The organism is Mycobacterium sp. 48b, assembly GCF_048282725.1.
Taxonomy (GTDB): domain Bacteria; phylum Actinomycetota; class Actinomycetes; order Mycobacteriales; family Mycobacteriaceae; genus Mycobacterium.
Genome location: NZ_JBLVUL010000001.1, coordinates 5,405,993 through 5,423,583 on the forward strand (window position 1 = coordinate 5,405,993; position 17,591 = coordinate 5,423,583).

Here is a 17,591-nt window from a genome sequence, read left to right on the forward strand (position 1 = left end):
TCCGGTCCACCGAATGGCCGGTTGTCGCACGGGCGAACGAATCACCGTGCGATAACCGGCCATTCGCGGTCTCGGGCGTCTACCGTCGCGGCATGACCGCCGATGCCCCCAAGGAGGCGTCCACCCCCCGGGCCACCGACCGCCCGGGTGATGCTTCGCCGTTCGCGCTGGGACTGCTGCTGCGACGGGCCCACTGGCATGCGGTTGAAGTGATGTCGGAGGCACTTCAACCGCTCGGAATCGAGATGCGCCATTTCGCGGTCCTCCTCGAGCTGGTCAATCACGGCCCTACCGAACAACGCGATCTCGTGGAGGCAACGGGCTCCGACAAGTCCGCCATCATGCGCGTCATCGATGACCTGGAGCGCAAGGGCCTCGCGGTGCGTAAGCCCGTTCCGGGCGACCGGCGGGTTCGGGCGGTGGAGATCACCCGCGAAGGAATCGCACTCTTCGATGCGGCGCACGCTGCGGCGCGGCCGCTGGCCGACCAACTGGTGTCGACATTGCGTCCCGGCGAGGCCGATCAGCTGAGGGAGATTCTCATCCGGTTCAGCCCCCACCCGGAGCCGCTCGACCCCGAGGAATAATCTTGCTTGAGATTATCTTGAATAAGATAGTCGCAAACGCGACGATCTTATTCCGGGAGGCATCCGATGATGGACGTCTACGACGCGGTCACCAGCCGGCGGGCGGTACGCGGATTCACTGATCAACCCGTTCCGGTAGAAGTGCTGCAACGCGTGCTGACGGCCGCCGCCTGGTCGCCGTCCGGCTCGAACATCCAGCCGTGGACCATCTATGTGGTCACCGGGGCGCCGCTGGCCGAACTCAAGAAACGGGCCACCGAACGGGTGGCGAACGGCCTCCCGTGGGACGAGCGCGAGTACGAGATGTACCCGTCCGACATGCAGTCGCCATACCGGGACCGCCGCGCCGCGTTCGGCAAGGAGCGCTACAGCGCGCTGGGCATCGCCCGCGACGACTGGGACGCGCGCCAACGCGCCGCGATCGCCAACTGGGACTGCTTCGGCGCACCGGCAGCGCTCTTCTGCTACATCGACCGAAACCTGGGCCCGGCCCAGTGGGCCGACGCCGGGATGTACCTGCAGACCGTGATGCTGCTGCTGCGGGCCGAAGGACTGCACAGCTGCCCCCAGATGGCGTGGTCTCAGGTGCACGGCACGGTCGCCGACGTCCTGTCGCCCCCGCCCGAACTCACCTTGTTCTGCGGCATGTCGATCGGCTACGAAGACCCAGCGGTCAGGTTCGTGCGCACCGGCCGCGCGCCGTTGAGTGAAACCGTCACCTTCGTGGACGGATAGCAGCTCACGCCGCAGTCATCAGCCGGTTCGCGCAGGCGATCACGGCGTAGAGCGCCGACTGCTCCGGATCGTCGGCCAGCCCCATGGCCCACTCGCTGTGCAGGCCGTCGCAGCCTTCGATGAACGTCGCGGTACGACCGCCGGTGGGCAACTGATGAAACGACTTGGTCTCGACCGTGATCCCACGCGCGTAGAGCATCTCGGTCAGTGCGGCCACGGGTCCGCAAGCGGCCGCGGTCAAGGTGCTGATGGTGTCGCCCAAGGCCAACGTGGCCTGGTAATGGCGAGCCTGCGGCCCCAACTTGCCGGCTGAACGCTCCGTGTCGGTGCAGGACCACTGGCCCAGCTTCAACGCGCCCGGGCCGGCCGCGTATTCGGCCAGGAACTGGTCCCAGGACGCACTCTCGCCGGCTTCGCGCAGGCCGCGCGGCAGCGGGTTGGAGAAATGGGCGGCGAAAGTCGATGCGGTGCCGGATTGAGATGCCGATGAGGTGAGATACATGTGCCGGTCTTCTCTGCTCAGAGGAAGTGACCGACGAAGTAGCGAACGACCCACAGCGAGGGGTCGGTCCGATCAGACCCCGCTGCGGGTTGCTACTACGAGTGGCCTTGGCACGTTGGCGATGCTAGACGCAGCCCGGCCGGTCACGCAAACACTTTCGGTCCGTACTCTCGGCCGGGTGGGAACGGCATGAGCGAAGCTTGCGAGCGAATCATGGCCCCAGAATGCGGTAACCGAGCCTGCGAGGGAACCGCGTGAGCGTCGGCGAGGTCGTCCTGCTGGTCGCCGCCGGCATCGGCGGCGGACTCACCGGCAGTATCGCCGGACTGGCCTCGGTGGCCACCTATCCCGCGCTGCTGCTCATCGGCTTGCCTCCGGTCACCGCGAACGTGACCAACACCGTGGCGTTGGTGTTCAACGGCGTCGGTTCGGTGTGGGGGTCGCGGCCCGAACTCGCCAGGCAGAGGGCCTGGATCAAACGGATCATCCCGGTCGCGGTGGCCGGTGGGGCATGCGGTGCGGCCCTGCTGCTGTGCACGCCGGCCGACGGCTTCGAGAAGGTCGTCCCGCTGCTGCTGGCGTTCGCGTCGGTGGCGATTCTGCTGCCGCGAGGCCGCCAGCGGGAGACCCGGGTGGCCGATCACCGCGAGCATCGAATCAAGGTGGCCATGGAAGCCGGAGCGATCTTCCTGATCACCATCTACGGCGGTTACTTCGGCGCCGCCGCGGGGGTGCTGCTGCTGGCGCTGCTGCTGCGGACCGGCGGCGCGACCCTCGCCCATGCCAACGCCGCCAAGAACGTGATCCTCGGCGTGGCCAACGCGGTGGCCGCCGTCGCCTTCATCGTGGTCGCGCCGGTGTACTGGCCGGCCGTCGTCCCGTTGGGCGCCGGCTGCCTGATCGGCTCACGGCTGGGCCCGGTGATCGTGCGCCACGCGCCAGCGGCTCCGCTGCGATTCCTGATCGGCGCGGCGGGCGTGGCCCTCGCGGTCAAGCTCGCCCTCGACACCTACTGATTCCCGCGCGCGAGGGAAAGTCACGTGAAGGGGTTGTCCCCCTTGGCGACCCGGGTCCCCAGCGTGAGGAGGTTCTCGGCCGAGGCGTGCAGTTGCTCGCCGGCATCGCGGCTGGCCCGTCCCGCCAGGTACCGCGACCAGGTGCCCTCGATGACGATGCCGAGTTTGAAACAGGCCAGCGCCACATACCAGTCCAGCTGGTCGGTCCGGCGGCCGCCCGCAGCCCGGTAGGCCTCGATGAGTTCACTGCGGTGGGCCAGACCGCCGAGGGCGGCCAGCGCCGACCCCGCGTTGATCGGATTGGGGTCGTCGGGCCAGCACACCAGCATCCACCCGAGATCGAGCAGCGGATCGCCGATCGTGCACATCTCCCAGTCGATGAACGCGGCCAGTTCGGGGGTGTCCCGGCGCAACAGGACGTTGTTGAGGTGCGCGTCGCCGTGCATGATGCCCGGCTCACCGTCGGCGGGCCGGTTGTCCTCCAGCCATTGCGCCAGCTCCCCCACCCCCGTCAACGACTCGGGCGCATACTGCTCGTGCCGATAGCTCTCGAGCAGCCCCAGGAACTGCGGAACCTGCCGGGCCAGAAAGGATCCCGGCCGGCGGATGGCGGCGAGCTCACTGTTCTCCCAGGCGACGTTGCCCAGTTCGGCCAGGCTCCCCGCGTACGACAACCCGACGCGGTAGCGCAGATCTGCGTCGTCCTGGTAGGCCGGGCTCACCTCGGTCCCTGGATTGAACCCGTCGACCTCCTCCATCAGGTAGAACACCACGCCGATCACGTCGAGGTCGGTGCAGGCGGCGATGAAACCGGGATGCGGTACGGCCGAGCCCGCCAGGGTGCGCAGCACCGCGATTTCCCGCAACATGGTCTTGTCACTGGTGGGCCGGGGGTGTAAAGGCGGCCGCCGCAACACCATTCGACGACCGTCGACGCTCATGCCCACCACGATGTTCTGGGTCCCGCCGGTCAGCGGCGCCACGTCGGTCAAGGTTGTGCCGATGCGCTGGTCGCGCAGCCATCGCCCGATGGCGTCCTGGTCGGTGGCACTGAGTGTCGGCAATTCCTGAACATCGTCGGGCATGCAGCCATGGTGCCAGCTGCCCGCTCCGCTCAGTGCGTGTTCGCCACTGTCAGCAGGTACTCCCAGGACATCGAGGAACCGTCGAGGAACCGGTCGCCGAGCGCGGCGATGTCGGCGTCCAGTGCGGCAACCCGGTCGGGATCGGCGGCGATGGCCCGGTAGGCCGAGATCGTCGGGCCGTAATTGGCCTTGAAGTGGTCGCGGAACGCCGCGCCGTCGGGGAACAACGCGACGTCGAGTTCGCGCCGCTCACAGGTCAACTCGCCGACCCGGTCGCCCAGTAGGCCCCGCACGTAGTCCTCGTCTCCCCACCTCGGCGGCGGGGACACCCCGGGCGGCGGCGCGGGCACGTACGGCTTCATCGTGGCGAACAGTTGCCCGATGAAACCCTCTGGTGTCCAGGAGATCAGGCCGATGCGCCCACCCGGGCGGGTCACTCGCAGGAGCTCGTCGGCCGCCTGCTGATGGTGCGGGGCGAACATCACTCCGATGCAGGACAGCACGGCGTCGAAGGAAGCGTCGTCGAATGGCAACGCTTCGGCGTTGGCCTCGGCCCAGTCGATCGTGACTCCGGCGTCCGCGCTGAGCCGGCGTCCCTCTTCGACCAGTTCCGGGCACAGATCGCTGGCAGTCACCCGGGCACCCGTGGCAGCGGCGGGGATGGCGGCGTTGCCGGTCCCGGCCGCCACGTCCAGCACGCGGTCACCGGGCCCGATGCCACTGGCATCGACCAGAACGGGCCCCAGTGGGCGCACGATGTTCGCGGCGATGGCCGCGTAGTCTCCCAGCGCCCACAGCGCCCGGTGTTTGGCCTCAAGCTCACTGTCAGTGGTCATGGTGTTCATCGTCATCCCGCTCGGGGGGCAAATCCAGTACCAGATCTGTAGTGGGCCCGGTTCTGAATCTGTACTGGCTTCCGAAGCCCGACAGCGGTGTACTTATGACACTGCGCACTCTCCGGGGAGGTGGACCGCCGATGTCGACATATGGCCAGTTCTGTCCCGTGGCCAAGGCCATGGAGTTGCTCGACGAACGCTGGACCTTGCTCGTGGTCCGGGAGCTGCTGCGGGGCAGCGCCCACTTCAACGAACTTCGCCGCGGGGTCCCCAAGATGTCACCGGCGCTGCTGTCCAAGCGGCTGAAGTCGCTGGCCCGCGCCGGGGTCATCGAGCGGTCCGAGATCGACGGGCGGACAAGCTATTCGCTCACCCCGTGCGGTCAGGAACTCGCCGACGTGGTCGACGCGCTCGGATCGTGGGGGGTGCGCTGGATCGGCGATCTGGGCGAGGAGGACCTCGACCCGCACCTGCTGATGTGGGACATGCGCCGCACCATCCCCATCGCCGAGTGGCCGCGCTCGCGCACGACGGTCGCGTTCGCCCTCGACGGCGTTGCGCCCAAGGCCTCGAAGTGGTGGCTGACGGTGAGCGACGGGCAGGCCGATGTCTGCGATTTCGATCCCGGTCACGAGGTGGCCGGGACGGTGCGGACCAACCTGCGCACCCTGATCGAGATCTGGCGCGGCGATGTCGGCTGGGCCCGGGCGGTGCTCGACGGCCGGGTCGCGCTGTCGGGATCCGCCGAGGTCCGCCGGGCCATCCCGAAATGGCTGGGCCAGAGCAGCTCGGCCGCGATTCCCCGGCCGGCCTGAGCGGTCAGTCCAGGATGCGGCGGGCGACGTTGGTGGTGACCAGGTCCAGGAGTTCGTCGGCACGTCCGGCCAGGATGGTCCGGATCGCGTAGAGCGAGAAGCCTTTTGCCTGCTCGACGGTGATCGCCGGCGGTATCGACAGTTCCTGACGGGCGGTGTGTACGTCGATCACGGCGGGGCCATCGTGGGCGAGCGCATCGGCGATGGCACGTTCGAGGTCGGCCGGTTCGGTGACCCGCCGGCCGAATATGCCCATGGCCTGGGCCACCGCGGCGAAGTCCGGGTTGACCAGCTCGGTACCGAACGTGACGATGCCTGCGGCCTTCATCTCGAGTTCGACGAAGTTCAGCGACGAGTTGTTGAAGACGACGAGCTTGACGGGCAAGTTGTTCTGGATCAGCGTCACCAGCTCACCGAAGAGCATGGTCAGTCCCCCATCGCCGGCCAGCGCGATCACCTGCCGGTCGGGGAACGCGGTCTGCGCGCCGATCGCGTGCGGTAGCGCATTGGCCATCGTGCCGTGGTTGAACGACCCGATCAGCCTGCGCCGGCCGTTCATGGTCAGGTAGCGGGCCGCCCACACCACCGGGGACCCGACGTCACAGGTGAACACCGCATCATCTGAGGCGAGCCGGTTGACAAGCGCTGCAACATATTCCGGACGGATCGGGGTCTTGTCACGATCGTTGACCGCCAGTGAATCGAGGGTGGCGCGGGTCTTGCGGTAATGGCGCAGCGACCGGTCGAGGTGGTCCCGGTTGCTCTTGGGCCGCAGCAGCGGTTGCAGTGCGGCCAGGGTGTCGGCGACGCTGCCGCGCAGACCGAGGTCGATCGGGGTGCGGCGGCCGAGGTTGCGGCCGCGGATGTCGACCTGGATGACGGTGGCGCCCTCGGGATAGAACTGCTGATAGGGGAAGTCGGTGCCCAGCATCAGCAGGGTGTCGGCTTCCTTGATGGCCTTGTAGCCCGAGGCGAAACCGAGCAGTCCCGTCATCCCGACGTCGAACGGGTTGTCGTACTCGATGAATTCCTTGCCCCGCAACGCATGGACGACCGGGGCCTGCAGGGTGGATGCCAGGTCGATCAGTGCGTCGTGCGCACCCGCCACGCCCGCACCGCCCAGGATGGTGACCCGCTCGGCGTTGTTGAGGATGTCGGCGGCCCGGTGTACCGACTCCTCGTCAGGACGCACGATCGATCGGGTGGGACGCACCGGGCGTGCGGTCCAGCCAGTCTCCCCCGCGCGTTGCAGGAAGATCTCGCCGGGGATGACGACGACGGCGACGCCGCTCTCCTCGACAGCGCTGCGCATGGCCATCTCCAGGATGCGCGGTGCCATCTCGGGAGTGCTGACCAGTTCGCAGTAGACACTGCACTCGCGAAACAGGTCCTGGGGATGGGTTTCCTGGAAGTACTCCGAACCGATCTCGGTGCGCGGAATGTGGGCGGCGATCGCCAGCACCGGGACTCGGCTGCGCTGCGCGTCGAACAGTCCGTTGATCAAGTGCAGATTGCCCGGCCCACAGCTGCCGGCGCACACGGCCAGCCGGCCGGTCAGTCCGGCGTCGGCGGCCGCGGCGAATGCGGCGGTCTCCTCGTGGCGGACGTGCTGCCAACTGACGTCGCCGCTGCGCCGGATGGCGTCGGTGAATCCGTTGAGGCTGTCGCCGGGAAGCCCGTAGACCCGTCGTACCCCGCTCAGCTTCAGTGCGGAGATGACGTGGTCTGCAATCGTCGCCATGACGCCTCCCCGGTATGCGATTCCGGCGTGATCGGTGACGCTGGGCGCCCTCGATCACGCCGGAATTCACTCTACTTGGGGGCGAAGCGCTGTCCGGCGTCCAAACGCAGGCACTGGCCGTTGAGCATGGGGTTCTCGGCGATCGCCACGGCGAGCTTGGCGTACTCCTCGGGCTTGCCCAGACGCTTGGGGAACGCGGCGTCCTTGGTCAGGACCGCGGCGAACTCGTCGGGGATGCCCTCGGTCAGGCCGGTGGCGAACAGGCTCGGCGCGATGGCCAGCACGCGGATCCCCAGGCTGCCGAGGTCGCGCGCCATGGTCAGGCACATGCCGGCGATGGCTGCCTTGGACGCGGTGTAGGCGACCTGCCCGATCTGACCCTCGAACGCCGCGATCGAGGCGGTGTTGATGATGACACCGCGCTCCTCGGCCTCGGCGTCGACCGGCTCGTTCTTGCTCATGTGCCAGGCCGCCAGCCGGCTGATGTTGAACGTGCCGATCAGGTTGAGGTCGATGGTGGAGCGGAACGAGTCCAGGCTGTGCGGACCGTCCTTCTTGATGGTGCGCTCGCCGATACCGCCGCCGGCCGTGGTGACGATGATGTGCAGGCCACCCAGGGCGGCCACGGCCTCTTCCAGCACCTTTTCCGTGCCGTCGAAGTCGGTGACGTCGACGGGGAAGAACGAGCCGCCGATCGCGTCGGCCACTTCCTGTCCCTTGGACTGCGGCCGGTCGAGCACGGCCACGCTGGCGCCACGCTTGGCCAATGCCTCGACGGTGGCCCGGCCGAAGCCCGACGCGCCGCCGACGACGATCGCCTTCTTGCCTTCGATCTCCATCTAGCTTCCTTTCCAAAAATGACCGAAATCGTAAAGCAACCTATCCCATCAACCCTTCCCGTAAGCCTTTCGGGTTCGTCCTTTTCCTCTCCCTGCACCGCGAGCGTGCGTGTTTGTCCCCCGACACGCCGCATTTCTTCGACACCCGCCGCACGCTCGTCGCTGCTGAGCGTGCGTAAATCCCTGGACGCCACCTCCGAGACCGCATAGGTTCGCCTGCCATGACACCTGCCCAGCACTGGCGCGACCACCTGCGCGAGTCGCTGATGTCGGCGCGCAAGTCCCGCGACACCGCCGGCGTCAGCGCCCTCCGATCGGCACTGAGTGCCATCGACACCGCGGAGACACCGCGGGCCGACCAGACCGACACCCGCATCGGCGGACCGATCGCGGGCGCGGTGTCCGGCGTGGGTTCGACCGAGGTCGCCCGCCGGACGCTCGGTGACGCGGAGATTCGCGGCCTCATCCAGGCCGAGGTCGATGAACGCCTCACGGCAGCGGACGAATACATCGCGAACGGGCATCACGAACGGGCAGCCGACCTGCGATCGCAGGCCGCCGTCCTGACGCGGGTGCTCGGTCAAACGCCGGAGGTTGTCTGAGCCCCGTGGCACGCTGAGGGCGTGTTGCTCGCCGACGTCGCCGCCGCATCTGCCGACATCGCGGGGACGTCGGCGCGCCTGGCCAAGATCGACCGCATCGCCGCCCTGCTGTCGGTGGCCGCCGCCGAAGGCGACGCCCGCACCGTGGCGGTCACCGTGTCGTGGCTGTCCGGGGAACTCCCGCAACGGCAGATCGGGGTCGGCTGGGCGGCGCTGCGTTCACTGCCGGCGCCCGCCGAGAACCCGGAGCTGACGGTTGACGGCGTCGACGAGCGGTTCACCCGGATCGGGACGGTCTCGGGCAAGGGCTCTCAGGCGCTGCGTGCGGAATTGGTGCGTGACCTGTTCGCCACCGCCACGGACGCGGAACAGACCTTCCTGCGGCGACTCCTTGGCGGCGAGCTGCGTCAGGGCGCCCTGACCGGGGTGATGGCCGACGCGGTGGCCCGGGCGGCCGGCATACCGGCGGCCGAGGTCCGGCGCGCGGCGATGCTCGCCGGTGATCTGCCCGCCGTGGCCGCCGCGGCGCTGACCGGTGGCCGGGCTGCCCTCGCCCAGTTCAGTTTGCAGGTCGGCCGCCCGGTGGGGCCGATGCTCGCGCAGACCGCGACCGGTGTGGCCGACGCACTCGAACGGCTCGGTGGTACAGCGATTCTGGAGGCCAAGCTGGACGGTGCCCGCGTTCAGATCCACCGCAGGGGTTCTCAGGTATCGGTCTTCACGCGCAGCCTCGACGATGTCACCCATCGGCTGCCCGAGGTGGTCGAGGCGACACTGGCATTGACCGCCACCGATCTGATCGCCGACGCCGAGGCCATCGCGCTGCGGCCGGACAAGCGCCCCCATCCCTTTCAGGTCACCGCGGCCCGGTTCGGCCGTAAGACCCCGAACGATCTCGAACCCTTGTCGGTGTTCTTCTTCGATCTGCTGCACGTCGACGGCCAGGATCTGCTCGATCTGCCCACCGAGCAGCGGCTGGCCTCCCTCGACGCGCTGGTGCCGCGGGACCGGCGCGTCGATCGCGTCGTCACCGCCGACACCGCCGTCGCACAAGAGTTCCTGGACCGGACGCTGGCCGCCGGCCACGAGGGCGTCATGGCGAAGGCACCGACGGCGCCGTATGAGGCCGGCCGCCGCGGCGCGGGCTGGCTCAAGGTCAAGCCCGTGCACACCCTGGATCTGGTGGTGCTGGCCGTCGAACGGGGGTCGGGGCGGCGCACCGGAAAGCTGTCCAACATCCATCTGGGTGCGCGAGATCCCGAGACCGGCGGATTCGTGATGCTGGGCAAGACGTTCAAGGGCATGACCGACGCCATGCTGGCGTGGCAGACACAGCGCTTCACCGAATTGCAGGTGGACGACGACGGCTGGGTGGTCACTGTCCGGCCCGAGCAGGTCGTCGAGATCGCCTTCGACGGCGTTCAACGGTCGAGCCGATATCCGGGCGGCGTCGCGCTGCGCTTCGCCAGGGTTCTGCGTTATCGAGACGACAAGAATCCGGAGGAAACGGACACGATCGACACCGTGCGCGCATTCCTCACCTGACCCGCCCGCGTTTTCCCGGTTAGGGTCCGGAAACCGGGATTCGATGCCGCGCGGTTTGGCTCGATGAAAAGATCACACACGACGCGTACGACACTGGGCCAGCGAGGAGAGACCGTGGCAACACCGGACGCCCCACCGGCGGACCGCATCGAGGAGCACGACGGCGACGTCACCTATATCCGCACCGATAAAGACCTTCCGGCGGTGGCGGTCATCGACCGCTCTCCGATCACCGCCAAGCACAAGGCAATCTTCGCGACCGTCGCAGTGCTGGGCGCCGTCGCCTGGGCCGTCATCGCCTTCTTCCGCGGCGAGACGGTCAATGCGGTCTGGTTCGTGATCGCCGCGATCTGCACCTACGTCATCGGCTTCCGGTTCTACGCCCGGTTGATCGAGATGAAAATCGTCCGGCCCCGCGACGACAATGCCACTCCGGCAGAGCTTTTCGAGAACGGCACGGACTACATGCCGACCGACCGGCGGGTGCTGTTCGGCCATCACTTCGCCGCGATCGCCGGCGCAGGCCCGCTGGTCGGCCCGGTGCTGGCCATGCAGATGGGATATCTGCCCGGCACCATCTGGATCATCATCGGCGCGGTGGTGGCCGGCTGTGTCCAGGACTACCTCGTGCTGTCCATCTCGGTGCGCCGCCGCGGACGCTCGCTCGGCCAGATGGCGCGTGACGAGCTCGGCGTCGTCGGTGGCGTCGCGGCCATCGTCGGTGTCCTGGTCATCATGGTGATCCTGCTGGCGGTGCTGGCCCTGGTGGTGGTCAACGCGCTGGCCGAAAGTCCCTGGGGCGTCTTCTCGATCGCCATGACCATCCCGATCGCCATCTTCATGGGCCTGTACCTGCGCTTCTTCCGGCCCGGCCGGGTGTCGGAGGTCTCCCTCATCGGCGTCGCGCTGCTGCTGCTCGCGGTGGTCTCCGGCGGTTGGGTGGCCGAAACCTCCTGGGGTGCCGACTGGTTCACGCTCTCGAAGGTCACCCTGTCGTGGTGCATCATCATCTACGGACTGGCCGCCTCGGTGTTGCCGGTGTGGTTCCTGCTGGCCCCGCGTGACTACCTGTCGACGTTCATGAAAGTCGGCACCATCGCTCTGCTGGCCATCGGCATCCTGATCGCCCGGCCGGTCATGCAGGCGCCTGCCATCTCGCAGTTCGCCGCCAGCGGCACCGGCCCGGTGTTCGCGGGCTCGTTGTTCCCGTTCCTGTTCATCACCATTGCCTGCGGTGCGCTGTCGGGCTTTCACGCGCTGATCTCCTCGGGCACCACGCCCAAGCTGCTGGAGAAGGAAAGCCAGATGCGGCTGATCGGCTACGGCGGCATGCTCACCGAATCGTTCGTCGCGATCATGGCCCTGATCACCGCGGCCATCCTCAATCAGCACCTGTACTTCGCGATCAACGCGCCGACGGCGGCCACCGGGACGACCGCGCAGACCGCGGCCGACTACGTCAACGGCCTTGGCCTGTCAGGTCAGCCGATCACCGCGCAGGAGATCACCGCGGCCGCCGAAGGCGTCGGTGAGCATTCGGTCGTGTCGCGCACCGGCGGTGCACCCACGCTGGCTTTCGGCATGTCGGAGGTACTGCATCAGGTGTTCGGCGGAGAAAGCCTCAAGGCGTTCTGGTACCACTTCGCGATCATGTTCGAGGCCTTGTTCATCCTGACCACAGTCGACGCCGGCACCCGCGTCGCGCGGTTCATGCTCTCGGACGGTCTGGGCAATTTCGGTGGGCCGCTGAAGAAGCTGCGCGATCCCAGCTGGCGGGTGGGCGCATGGACCTGCTCGATCATCGTGGTCGCCGCGTGGGGTTCGATCCTGCTGATGGGTGTCACCGACCCGCTGGGCGGCATCAACACCTTGTTCCCGCTGTTCGGCATCGCCAACCAGCTACTGGCGGCGATCGCGCTGACAGTGGTGACCGTGGTGGTGATCAAGCGCGGGCTGGTGAAGTGGGCCTGGATTCCCGGTGTTCCGTTGCTGTGGGATCTGACGGTGACGATGACGGCGTCGTGGCAGAAGATCTTCTCCGCCGACCCGAAAGTCGGGTACTGGAAGCAGCACTCGCAATACGTCGCGGCCCAGGAGGCGGGCAAGTCATCGTTCGGAGCCGCCAAGAACCCCGACCAGATCGACGCGGTCATCCGCAACACCTTCATCCAGGGCACCCTGTCGGTCGTGTTCGCGGTGCTGGTGCTGATCGTGTTCATCGCGGGCGTGGTGATGGCGCTGCGGGCGCTGCGCGGCGCGGGCCGCCCGCTGGCGGTCGACGAGGAGGTGCCCTCGCGCATCTTCGCGCCGTCGGGACTGATCGCCACATCGGTGGAGAAGGAGGTGCAGAAACAGTGGGACGCCTTGCCCGGAGCACACGCCAGGCCGCACGCCACGTCGGGTGGTACTGGTCAACATTGATGGGCGACAACCACTATCGGCGCTACGTCGCTCACCGCGAACGCATCCATCCCGGCGAGCCGATGATGTCCGAACGTGATTACTGGAAGATGCGACACCGCAACACCGAGGCCAATCCCGGGGCGCGGTGCTGCTGAACCCAAGTCCATGAATGCGCATACTGTAACCTATTCAGTATGTCGCTCTCCGGGAAGACGCTGTTCATCTCCGGCGCCAGCCGTGGCGTCGGGTTGGCCATCGCCAAGCGCGCCGCCGCCGACGGCGCCAACGTCGCACTGATCGCGAAAACCGCAGAACCGCATCCCAAACTTCCCGGCACCGTCTACACCGCCGCCAAGGAGATCGAGGAGGCCGGCGGGCAGGCCCTGCCGATCGTGGGCGACATCCGCGACGGGGACGCCGTGGCCGGGGCCGTTGCCGAGGCGGTCGCACAGTTCGGCGGCATCGATGTCTGCGTCAACAATGCCTCGGCCATCAACACGGGCTCCGTCGAAGAGGTGCCACTCAAACGCTTCGACCTGATGAACGGGATTCAGGTCCGTGGCACTTATGCAGTGTCACAGGCATGCATCCCCCACATGAAGGGCCGCGAGAATCCGCACATCCTGACCCTCTCGCCGCCGATCCGGCTCGAGCCGAAGTGGCTGACTCCGACGGCGTACATGATGGCGAAGTTCGGGATGTCCTTGTGCGCATTGGCACTTGCCGAGGAACTCCGGCCGTACGGGATCGCGTCGAATACGTTGTGGCCACGCACCTCGGTGGCCACCGCGGCGATCCTCAACCTCCGCGGCGGCGAGGAGTCGATGAAGCGCTCTCGACGCCCCGAGGTGTACTCCGATGCCGCCTATGCGGTGCTCAACCGGCCTTCACGTGACTACACGGGTCGCAGCCTGTTGTGCGAGGACGTGCTGCTCGAATCGGGCGTCGCCGACCTCTCGGTCTATGACTGCGTACCCGGCGCCGATCTCCGTATCGACCTGTGGGTCGATACGGCCGATCCGCCTGGATACGTGGGTCCAACTCCGGACCAAAGAACCACCGCCGAAGTTAAACTGTGAGCCATACCGTAAGGCAGTCGTGAATGGAGCGCGTCCGTGAATAAAGACGACATGATCCTGATCAGCGTCGACGACCACATCGTCGAGCCGCCTGACATGTTCAAGAACCACCTTCCGAAGAAGTACGCCGACGAGGCACCACGTCTGGTGCACAACCCCGACGGCAGCGACACCTGGCAGTTCCGCGACATCGTCATCCCCAATGTCGCGCTGAATGCGGTGGCCGGCCGTCCGAAGGAGGAGTACGGCCTGGAACCGCAGGGTCTCGACGAGATCCGCAAGGGCTGCTACAACGTCGACGAGCGCGTCAAGGACATGAACGCCGGCGGCATCCTCGGCTCGATCTGCTTCCCGTCCTTCCCCGGTTTCGCGGGCCGCCTGTTCGCCACCGAGGACCCCGAGTTCTCCCTGGCTCTGGTGCAGGCCTACAACGACTGGCACATCGACGAATGGTGCGGCGCCTATCCGGCCCGTTTCATCCCGATGGCACTTCCGGTGATCTGGGATGCCGAGGCGTGCGCCGCCGAGGTCCGCCGCGTGTCCAAGAAGGGCGTGCACGCCCTGACGTTCACCGAGAACCCCGCCGCGATGGGCTACCCCAGCTTCCACGACGACTACTGGGCGCCGCTGTGGAAGGCGTTGTGCGACACCAACACCGTGCTCAACGTGCACATCGGCTCCTCGGGCAAGCTGGCCATCACCGCCCCGGACGCGCCGTTGGACGTGATGATCACCCTGCAGCCGATGAACATCGTGCAGGCCGCCGCGGACCTGTTGTGGTCCAAGCCCATCAAGGACTACCCGGATCTCAAGATCGGACTGTCCGAGGGCGGCACGGGATGGATCCCCTACTTCCTGGAGCGCGTCGACCGGACGTACGAGATGCACTCGACCTGGACCCACCAGAACTTCGGCGGCAAGCTGCCCAGCGAGGTGTTCCGCGAGCACTTCCTGACCTGCTTCATCTCCGACCCGGTCGGCGTCGCCCTGCGCGACAAGATCGGCATCGACAACATCAGCTGGGAAGCCGACTACCCGCACAGCGACTCGATGTGGCCGGGTGCCCCAGAGGAACTGTGGGACGTGCTGACCGAGAACAACGTGCCCGACGACGAGATCAACAAGATGACGCACGAGAACGCCATGCGGTGGTACTCGTTCGACCCGTTCACCCACATCTCCCGTGAACAGGCCACCGTCGGCGCACTGCGCAAAGCCGCAGAGGGGCACGATGTTTCGATCCAGGCCCTGAGCCACCACGAGCAGGGCACCCGCGGCGACGCGCTGCATGCCGCAGCGCGGGGCAACTCGGGTTCCGAGTAGGGAACTTCGTCTCGAAACAGTCGTCAGGGCTGCTACCCAGAAGGGATAGCAGCCCTGACTTCTGTTTCGGCGAGCCCTAACGCAGTGAGTAGCGCACCGGCAGGTGCTTGAGGCCGCCGACGAACGTGGTGGCCATGTGCTGCGGTTCGCCGGCGAGTTCTGCGGAGCGCAACCGCGGTAGCAGCTCGGAGAAGAAGCTGTTGATCTCCAGCCGGGCCAGTGCGGCACCGAGGCAGAAATGCACACCGTAGCCGAACGCGATGTGTTTGTTGGGATCTCGCCCGACGTCGAAGCGGAACGGATCGACGAAGACGTCCTCGTCGCGGTTGCCCGAGACATACGACAGCAGCACCGACTCGCCCTTCGCGATGCGTACACCGCGAATTTCGTAGTCCTGTTGCGCGGTACGCATGAACTCCTTGACCGGTGTCGTCCACCGGACCATCTCCTCGACCGCCAGCGGCATCAGACTCATGTCGTTCTGCAGCCGGGCCAGCTGGTCGGGATTCTGCAGCAGCGCGTGCATGCCACCCGAAATGCTGGCGCTGCTGGTGTCGTGGCCGGCAGCTGCGATGATCGCGTAATAGGAAACCGTGTCGATATCGGACAGCGGCTCCCCGTCCAGCGTGGCGTTGGCGATCGTCGAAGCCAAGTCGTCGGTCGGATTCGCCCGACGCGAGGCCGTCAGTTCGGTGAAGTACTGGAACATCTCGAGCAGCGCCATGCCCTGCTCTTCCATGCTGGTGCCGCGCTTGAACTCGTCGTCGTCACTGCCGAACAGTTCCTGCGTGAGCTTGAGCATGAACGCGAAATCGGATTCGGGCACACCGAGCAGCGTCATGATCATGTACAGCGGGTAATTCACGGCGACCTGCTGCACGAAATCGCATTCGGGCCCTTCATCGACCATCCGGTCGACGAACCGCTTGGCGAGTTCGTCAGCGCGATCCTTCAACGCGCGCATGGCCTTTGGTCGAAACCAGTTGGCTCCGATCGCCCGTAGGTCGCGGTGCACCGGGTCGTCCGTGTGGATCAACGTCCGGATGCCGATCGCGGCCTGCTGCTCGTCGCCCTCGCGGGTGACCAGCACCGGACGTGGCGAGTTGGTGAAGATGTCGTTGGCCCGCTCGATCTCCATGATGTCTGCGTGCTTGGTGATCGCCCAGAACGGGGCATAGTCGGGTACCTCGACCCAGGACACCGGGGCGTTGGCCCGTAGGTGGGCCAGGTCCGCGTGCAATGTCGCCTCGTCGGTGTACGCCGACGGATTGGCGAACATCTTGGCGACATCGTCGATGGTGCGGACGGTCATACGTTGCTCCTCACTGGCGGGCATTCTCGAAACTCCTGAAGCACCGCGTTGACGGTTTCCGGGGATACAGCGGCGGGAAAGCCTGGCAGCACGCGGTCGATGACGCCGTCGCAGCGGCGCCGCAACGCCGCGGCCAGTTCGGGGATGGGCGCGACCACGGCGAAGGCACCGAGCACTTCGTCGTCGATGAGCTCGCCCATCTCGTCCCACTGACCGGCCAGCGACAGCCGGTGAAGTTCGGTGTGCAGATCTCCCCAGCCGTGCAGCTCCAGAACTTTGCGGTAGGCCGGCGTCGAGCCGTAGAACGCGAGTTGCTTGCGGGTCGCCACCGACGCCGCGGCCATCTCCTGTTCGTCGGCACCGGTGACGACGAAGACGGGGCAGGACAACTCGAAGTCGGCGCGGTCACGCCCGCTGCGGTCCATGCCGCGCTGCAACGCGACCGTGGTCACCTCGTCCAGATAGCGCCGGGTGGTGAACGCGTGGGCCAGCAGCCCGTCGGCCACCTCGCCGCACACCTCGGTCATCAGTTCACCGACCGCTGCCAGGAAGACCCTGGGGAACGGCAGGGCCGACGGTTCCGGGGTGAACATCGGCGTCATGATCTTGTGGGTGTAGAACTCGCCCTCGAACCTCAGCTTGGAACCATCGCGCCAGCATTCCCAAATCGCATGCAGCGCTTCGATGTACTCGCGCATGCGGCGGGCCGGATGACTCCACGGCATGCTGAACCGCTTCTCGATGTGCGGCTGGATCTGGGTGCCCAGTCCGAGGATGAAACGTCCCCCCGAGTAGGTCTGCAGATCCCATCCCAGCTGGGCCGTGGTCATCGGGTTGCGCGCGAACGCCACCGCGATGCTGGTACCGATCTGGATCCGCTCGGTGTGCTCGGCGGCGATCGCCAGGGGCAGGAACGGGTCGTGGTTGATCTCGCCGGTCCAGCATCCGTCATATCCGTGGGCTTCCAGCTCGCGGGCGATGCCCGGAACTTCAGCCAGTCGGCTGGGAATGCCGCGGTCGACTTTGACAGCGCGGGGAACGGGGTCACTCATCGGCGACGCATTTCTTTGCCAGCGTCTACCACCATGCGCAAAACGGGCACCCGATCGACGCTACAGTAAGCAATTCAGTATGGTCAACGGCGGTAGGCTTGTGCACCCAAGCGCGAACG

17 protein-coding genes are annotated in these 17,591 nt (G+C 66.8%); 10 read left to right on the forward strand and 7 right to left on the reverse strand.

All coding sequences use genetic code 11. The features are described 5' to 3' along the window. Positions 1–92 precede the first annotated feature (92 nt). Both ACNQR1_RS26405 and ACNQR1_RS26410 read left to right on the forward strand, forming a co-directional pair. Positions 93–587: a MarR family winged helix-turn-helix transcriptional regulator gene (locus ACNQR1_RS26405; protein WP_418048579.1), complete on the forward strand. Its 495-nt coding sequence runs from the start codon at positions 93–95 to the stop codon at positions 585–587. Positions 588–656: 69 nt separating this feature from the next. Next, positions 657–1,322 (forward strand): nitroreductase, encoded by a 666-nt coding sequence (locus ACNQR1_RS26410; RefSeq protein ID WP_418050516.1) that lies wholly within the window; start codon positions 657–659, stop codon positions 1,320–1,322. Between the two features lie 4 nt (positions 1,323–1,326). Here the strand turns inward: ACNQR1_RS26410 and ACNQR1_RS26415 are convergent, their stop codons facing one another. Continuing rightward, positions 1,327–1,824: a homocitrate synthase gene (locus ACNQR1_RS26415; protein ID WP_418048580.1), complete on the reverse strand. Its 498-nt coding sequence runs from the start codon at positions 1,822–1,824 to the stop codon at positions 1,327–1,329. A 254-nt stretch (positions 1,825–2,078) separates the two neighbouring features. Between ACNQR1_RS26415 and ACNQR1_RS26420 the strand changes: the two genes are divergently transcribed. Then, complete coding sequence (locus tag ACNQR1_RS26420) at positions 2,079–2,840, forward strand: sulfite exporter TauE/SafE family protein (RefSeq protein WP_418048581.1); 762 nt, start codon at positions 2,079–2,081, stop codon at positions 2,838–2,840. Positions 2,841–2,860: 20 nt separating this feature from the next. On the opposite strand, the gene ACNQR1_RS26425 is transcribed toward ACNQR1_RS26420, so the two are convergent. Both ACNQR1_RS26425 and ACNQR1_RS26430 read right to left on the reverse strand, forming a co-directional pair. Continuing rightward, positions 2,861–3,925 (reverse strand): phosphotransferase family protein, encoded by a 1,065-nt coding sequence (locus tag ACNQR1_RS26425; protein ID WP_418048582.1) that lies wholly within the window; start codon positions 3,923–3,925, stop codon positions 2,861–2,863. Between the two features lie 29 nt (positions 3,926–3,954). Next, on the reverse strand, positions 3,955–4,770 hold the full coding sequence (locus ACNQR1_RS26430) for a class I SAM-dependent methyltransferase (protein ID WP_418048583.1): 816 nt from the start codon (positions 4,768–4,770) through the stop codon (positions 3,955–3,957). A 131-nt stretch (positions 4,771–4,901) separates the two neighbouring features. On the opposite strand from ACNQR1_RS26430, the gene ACNQR1_RS26435 reads away from it, so the two are divergent. Further along, complete coding sequence (locus ACNQR1_RS26435; protein ID WP_418048584.1) at positions 4,902–5,576, forward strand: winged helix-turn-helix transcriptional regulator; 675 nt, start codon at positions 4,902–4,904, stop codon at positions 5,574–5,576. 4 nt (positions 5,577–5,580) lie between these two features. Here the strand turns inward: ACNQR1_RS26435 and poxB are convergent, their stop codons facing one another. Both poxB and ACNQR1_RS26445 read right to left on the reverse strand, forming a co-directional pair. Then, entirely contained in the window at positions 5,581–7,317 is a 1,737-nt protein-coding gene (gene poxB, locus ACNQR1_RS26440; protein WP_418048585.1) for a ubiquinone-dependent pyruvate dehydrogenase, read from the reverse strand. Between the two features lie 71 nt (positions 7,318–7,388). Then, positions 7,389–8,156: an SDR family NAD(P)-dependent oxidoreductase gene (locus ACNQR1_RS26445; protein WP_418048586.1), complete on the reverse strand. Its 768-nt coding sequence runs from the start codon at positions 8,154–8,156 to the stop codon at positions 7,389–7,391. A gap of 221 nt (positions 8,157–8,377) precedes the next feature. Here ACNQR1_RS26445 and ACNQR1_RS26450 point away from each other — a divergent pair, with 221 nt between their 5' ends. The 6 genes from ACNQR1_RS26450 (at position 8,378) to ACNQR1_RS26475 (ending at position 15,108) form a co-directional block, all read left to right on the forward strand. Further along, positions 8,378–8,758 (forward strand): glutamyl-tRNA amidotransferase, encoded by a 381-nt coding sequence (locus tag ACNQR1_RS26450; protein WP_418048587.1) that lies wholly within the window; start codon positions 8,378–8,380, stop codon positions 8,756–8,758. Between the two features lie 21 nt (positions 8,759–8,779). Beyond that, entirely contained in the window at positions 8,780–10,303 is a 1,524-nt protein-coding gene (locus ACNQR1_RS26455; RefSeq protein ID WP_418048588.1) for an ATP-dependent DNA ligase, read from the forward strand. A 114-nt stretch (positions 10,304–10,417) separates the two neighbouring features. Continuing rightward, entirely contained in the window at positions 10,418–12,724 is a 2,307-nt protein-coding gene (locus ACNQR1_RS26460) for a carbon starvation CstA family protein (RefSeq protein ID WP_418048589.1), read from the forward strand. Next, positions 12,724–12,861, forward strand: coding sequence for a YbdD/YjiX family protein (locus ACNQR1_RS26465; RefSeq protein WP_418048590.1), 138 nt, complete (start codon positions 12,724–12,726; stop codon positions 12,859–12,861). Before ACNQR1_RS26460 ends, ACNQR1_RS26465 begins: the two co-directional genes overlap by 1 nt. 39 nt (positions 12,862–12,900) lie before the next feature. Beyond that, entirely contained in the window at positions 12,901–13,785 is an 885-nt protein-coding gene (locus ACNQR1_RS26470; protein ID WP_418048591.1) for an SDR family oxidoreductase, read from the forward strand. Positions 13,786–13,821: 36 nt separating this feature from the next. Then, positions 13,822–15,108: an amidohydrolase family protein gene (locus ACNQR1_RS26475; protein ID WP_418048592.1), complete on the forward strand. Its 1,287-nt coding sequence runs from the start codon at positions 13,822–13,824 to the stop codon at positions 15,106–15,108. Positions 15,109–15,184: 76 nt separating this feature from the next. On the opposite strand, the gene ACNQR1_RS26480 is transcribed toward ACNQR1_RS26475, so the two are convergent. Continuing rightward, positions 15,185–16,420 carry a cytochrome P450 gene (locus ACNQR1_RS26480; RefSeq protein WP_418048593.1) on the reverse strand — a complete coding sequence of 412 codons (1,236 nt, stop codon included), beginning with the start codon at positions 16,418–16,420 and terminating at the stop codon, positions 15,185–15,187. Then, on the reverse strand, positions 16,417–17,472 hold the full coding sequence (locus tag ACNQR1_RS26485; protein ID WP_418048594.1) for an LLM class F420-dependent oxidoreductase: 1,056 nt from the start codon (positions 17,470–17,472) through the stop codon (positions 16,417–16,419). Before ACNQR1_RS26485 ends, ACNQR1_RS26480 begins: the two co-directional genes overlap by 4 nt. Positions 17,473–17,591: the final 119 nt, after the last annotated feature.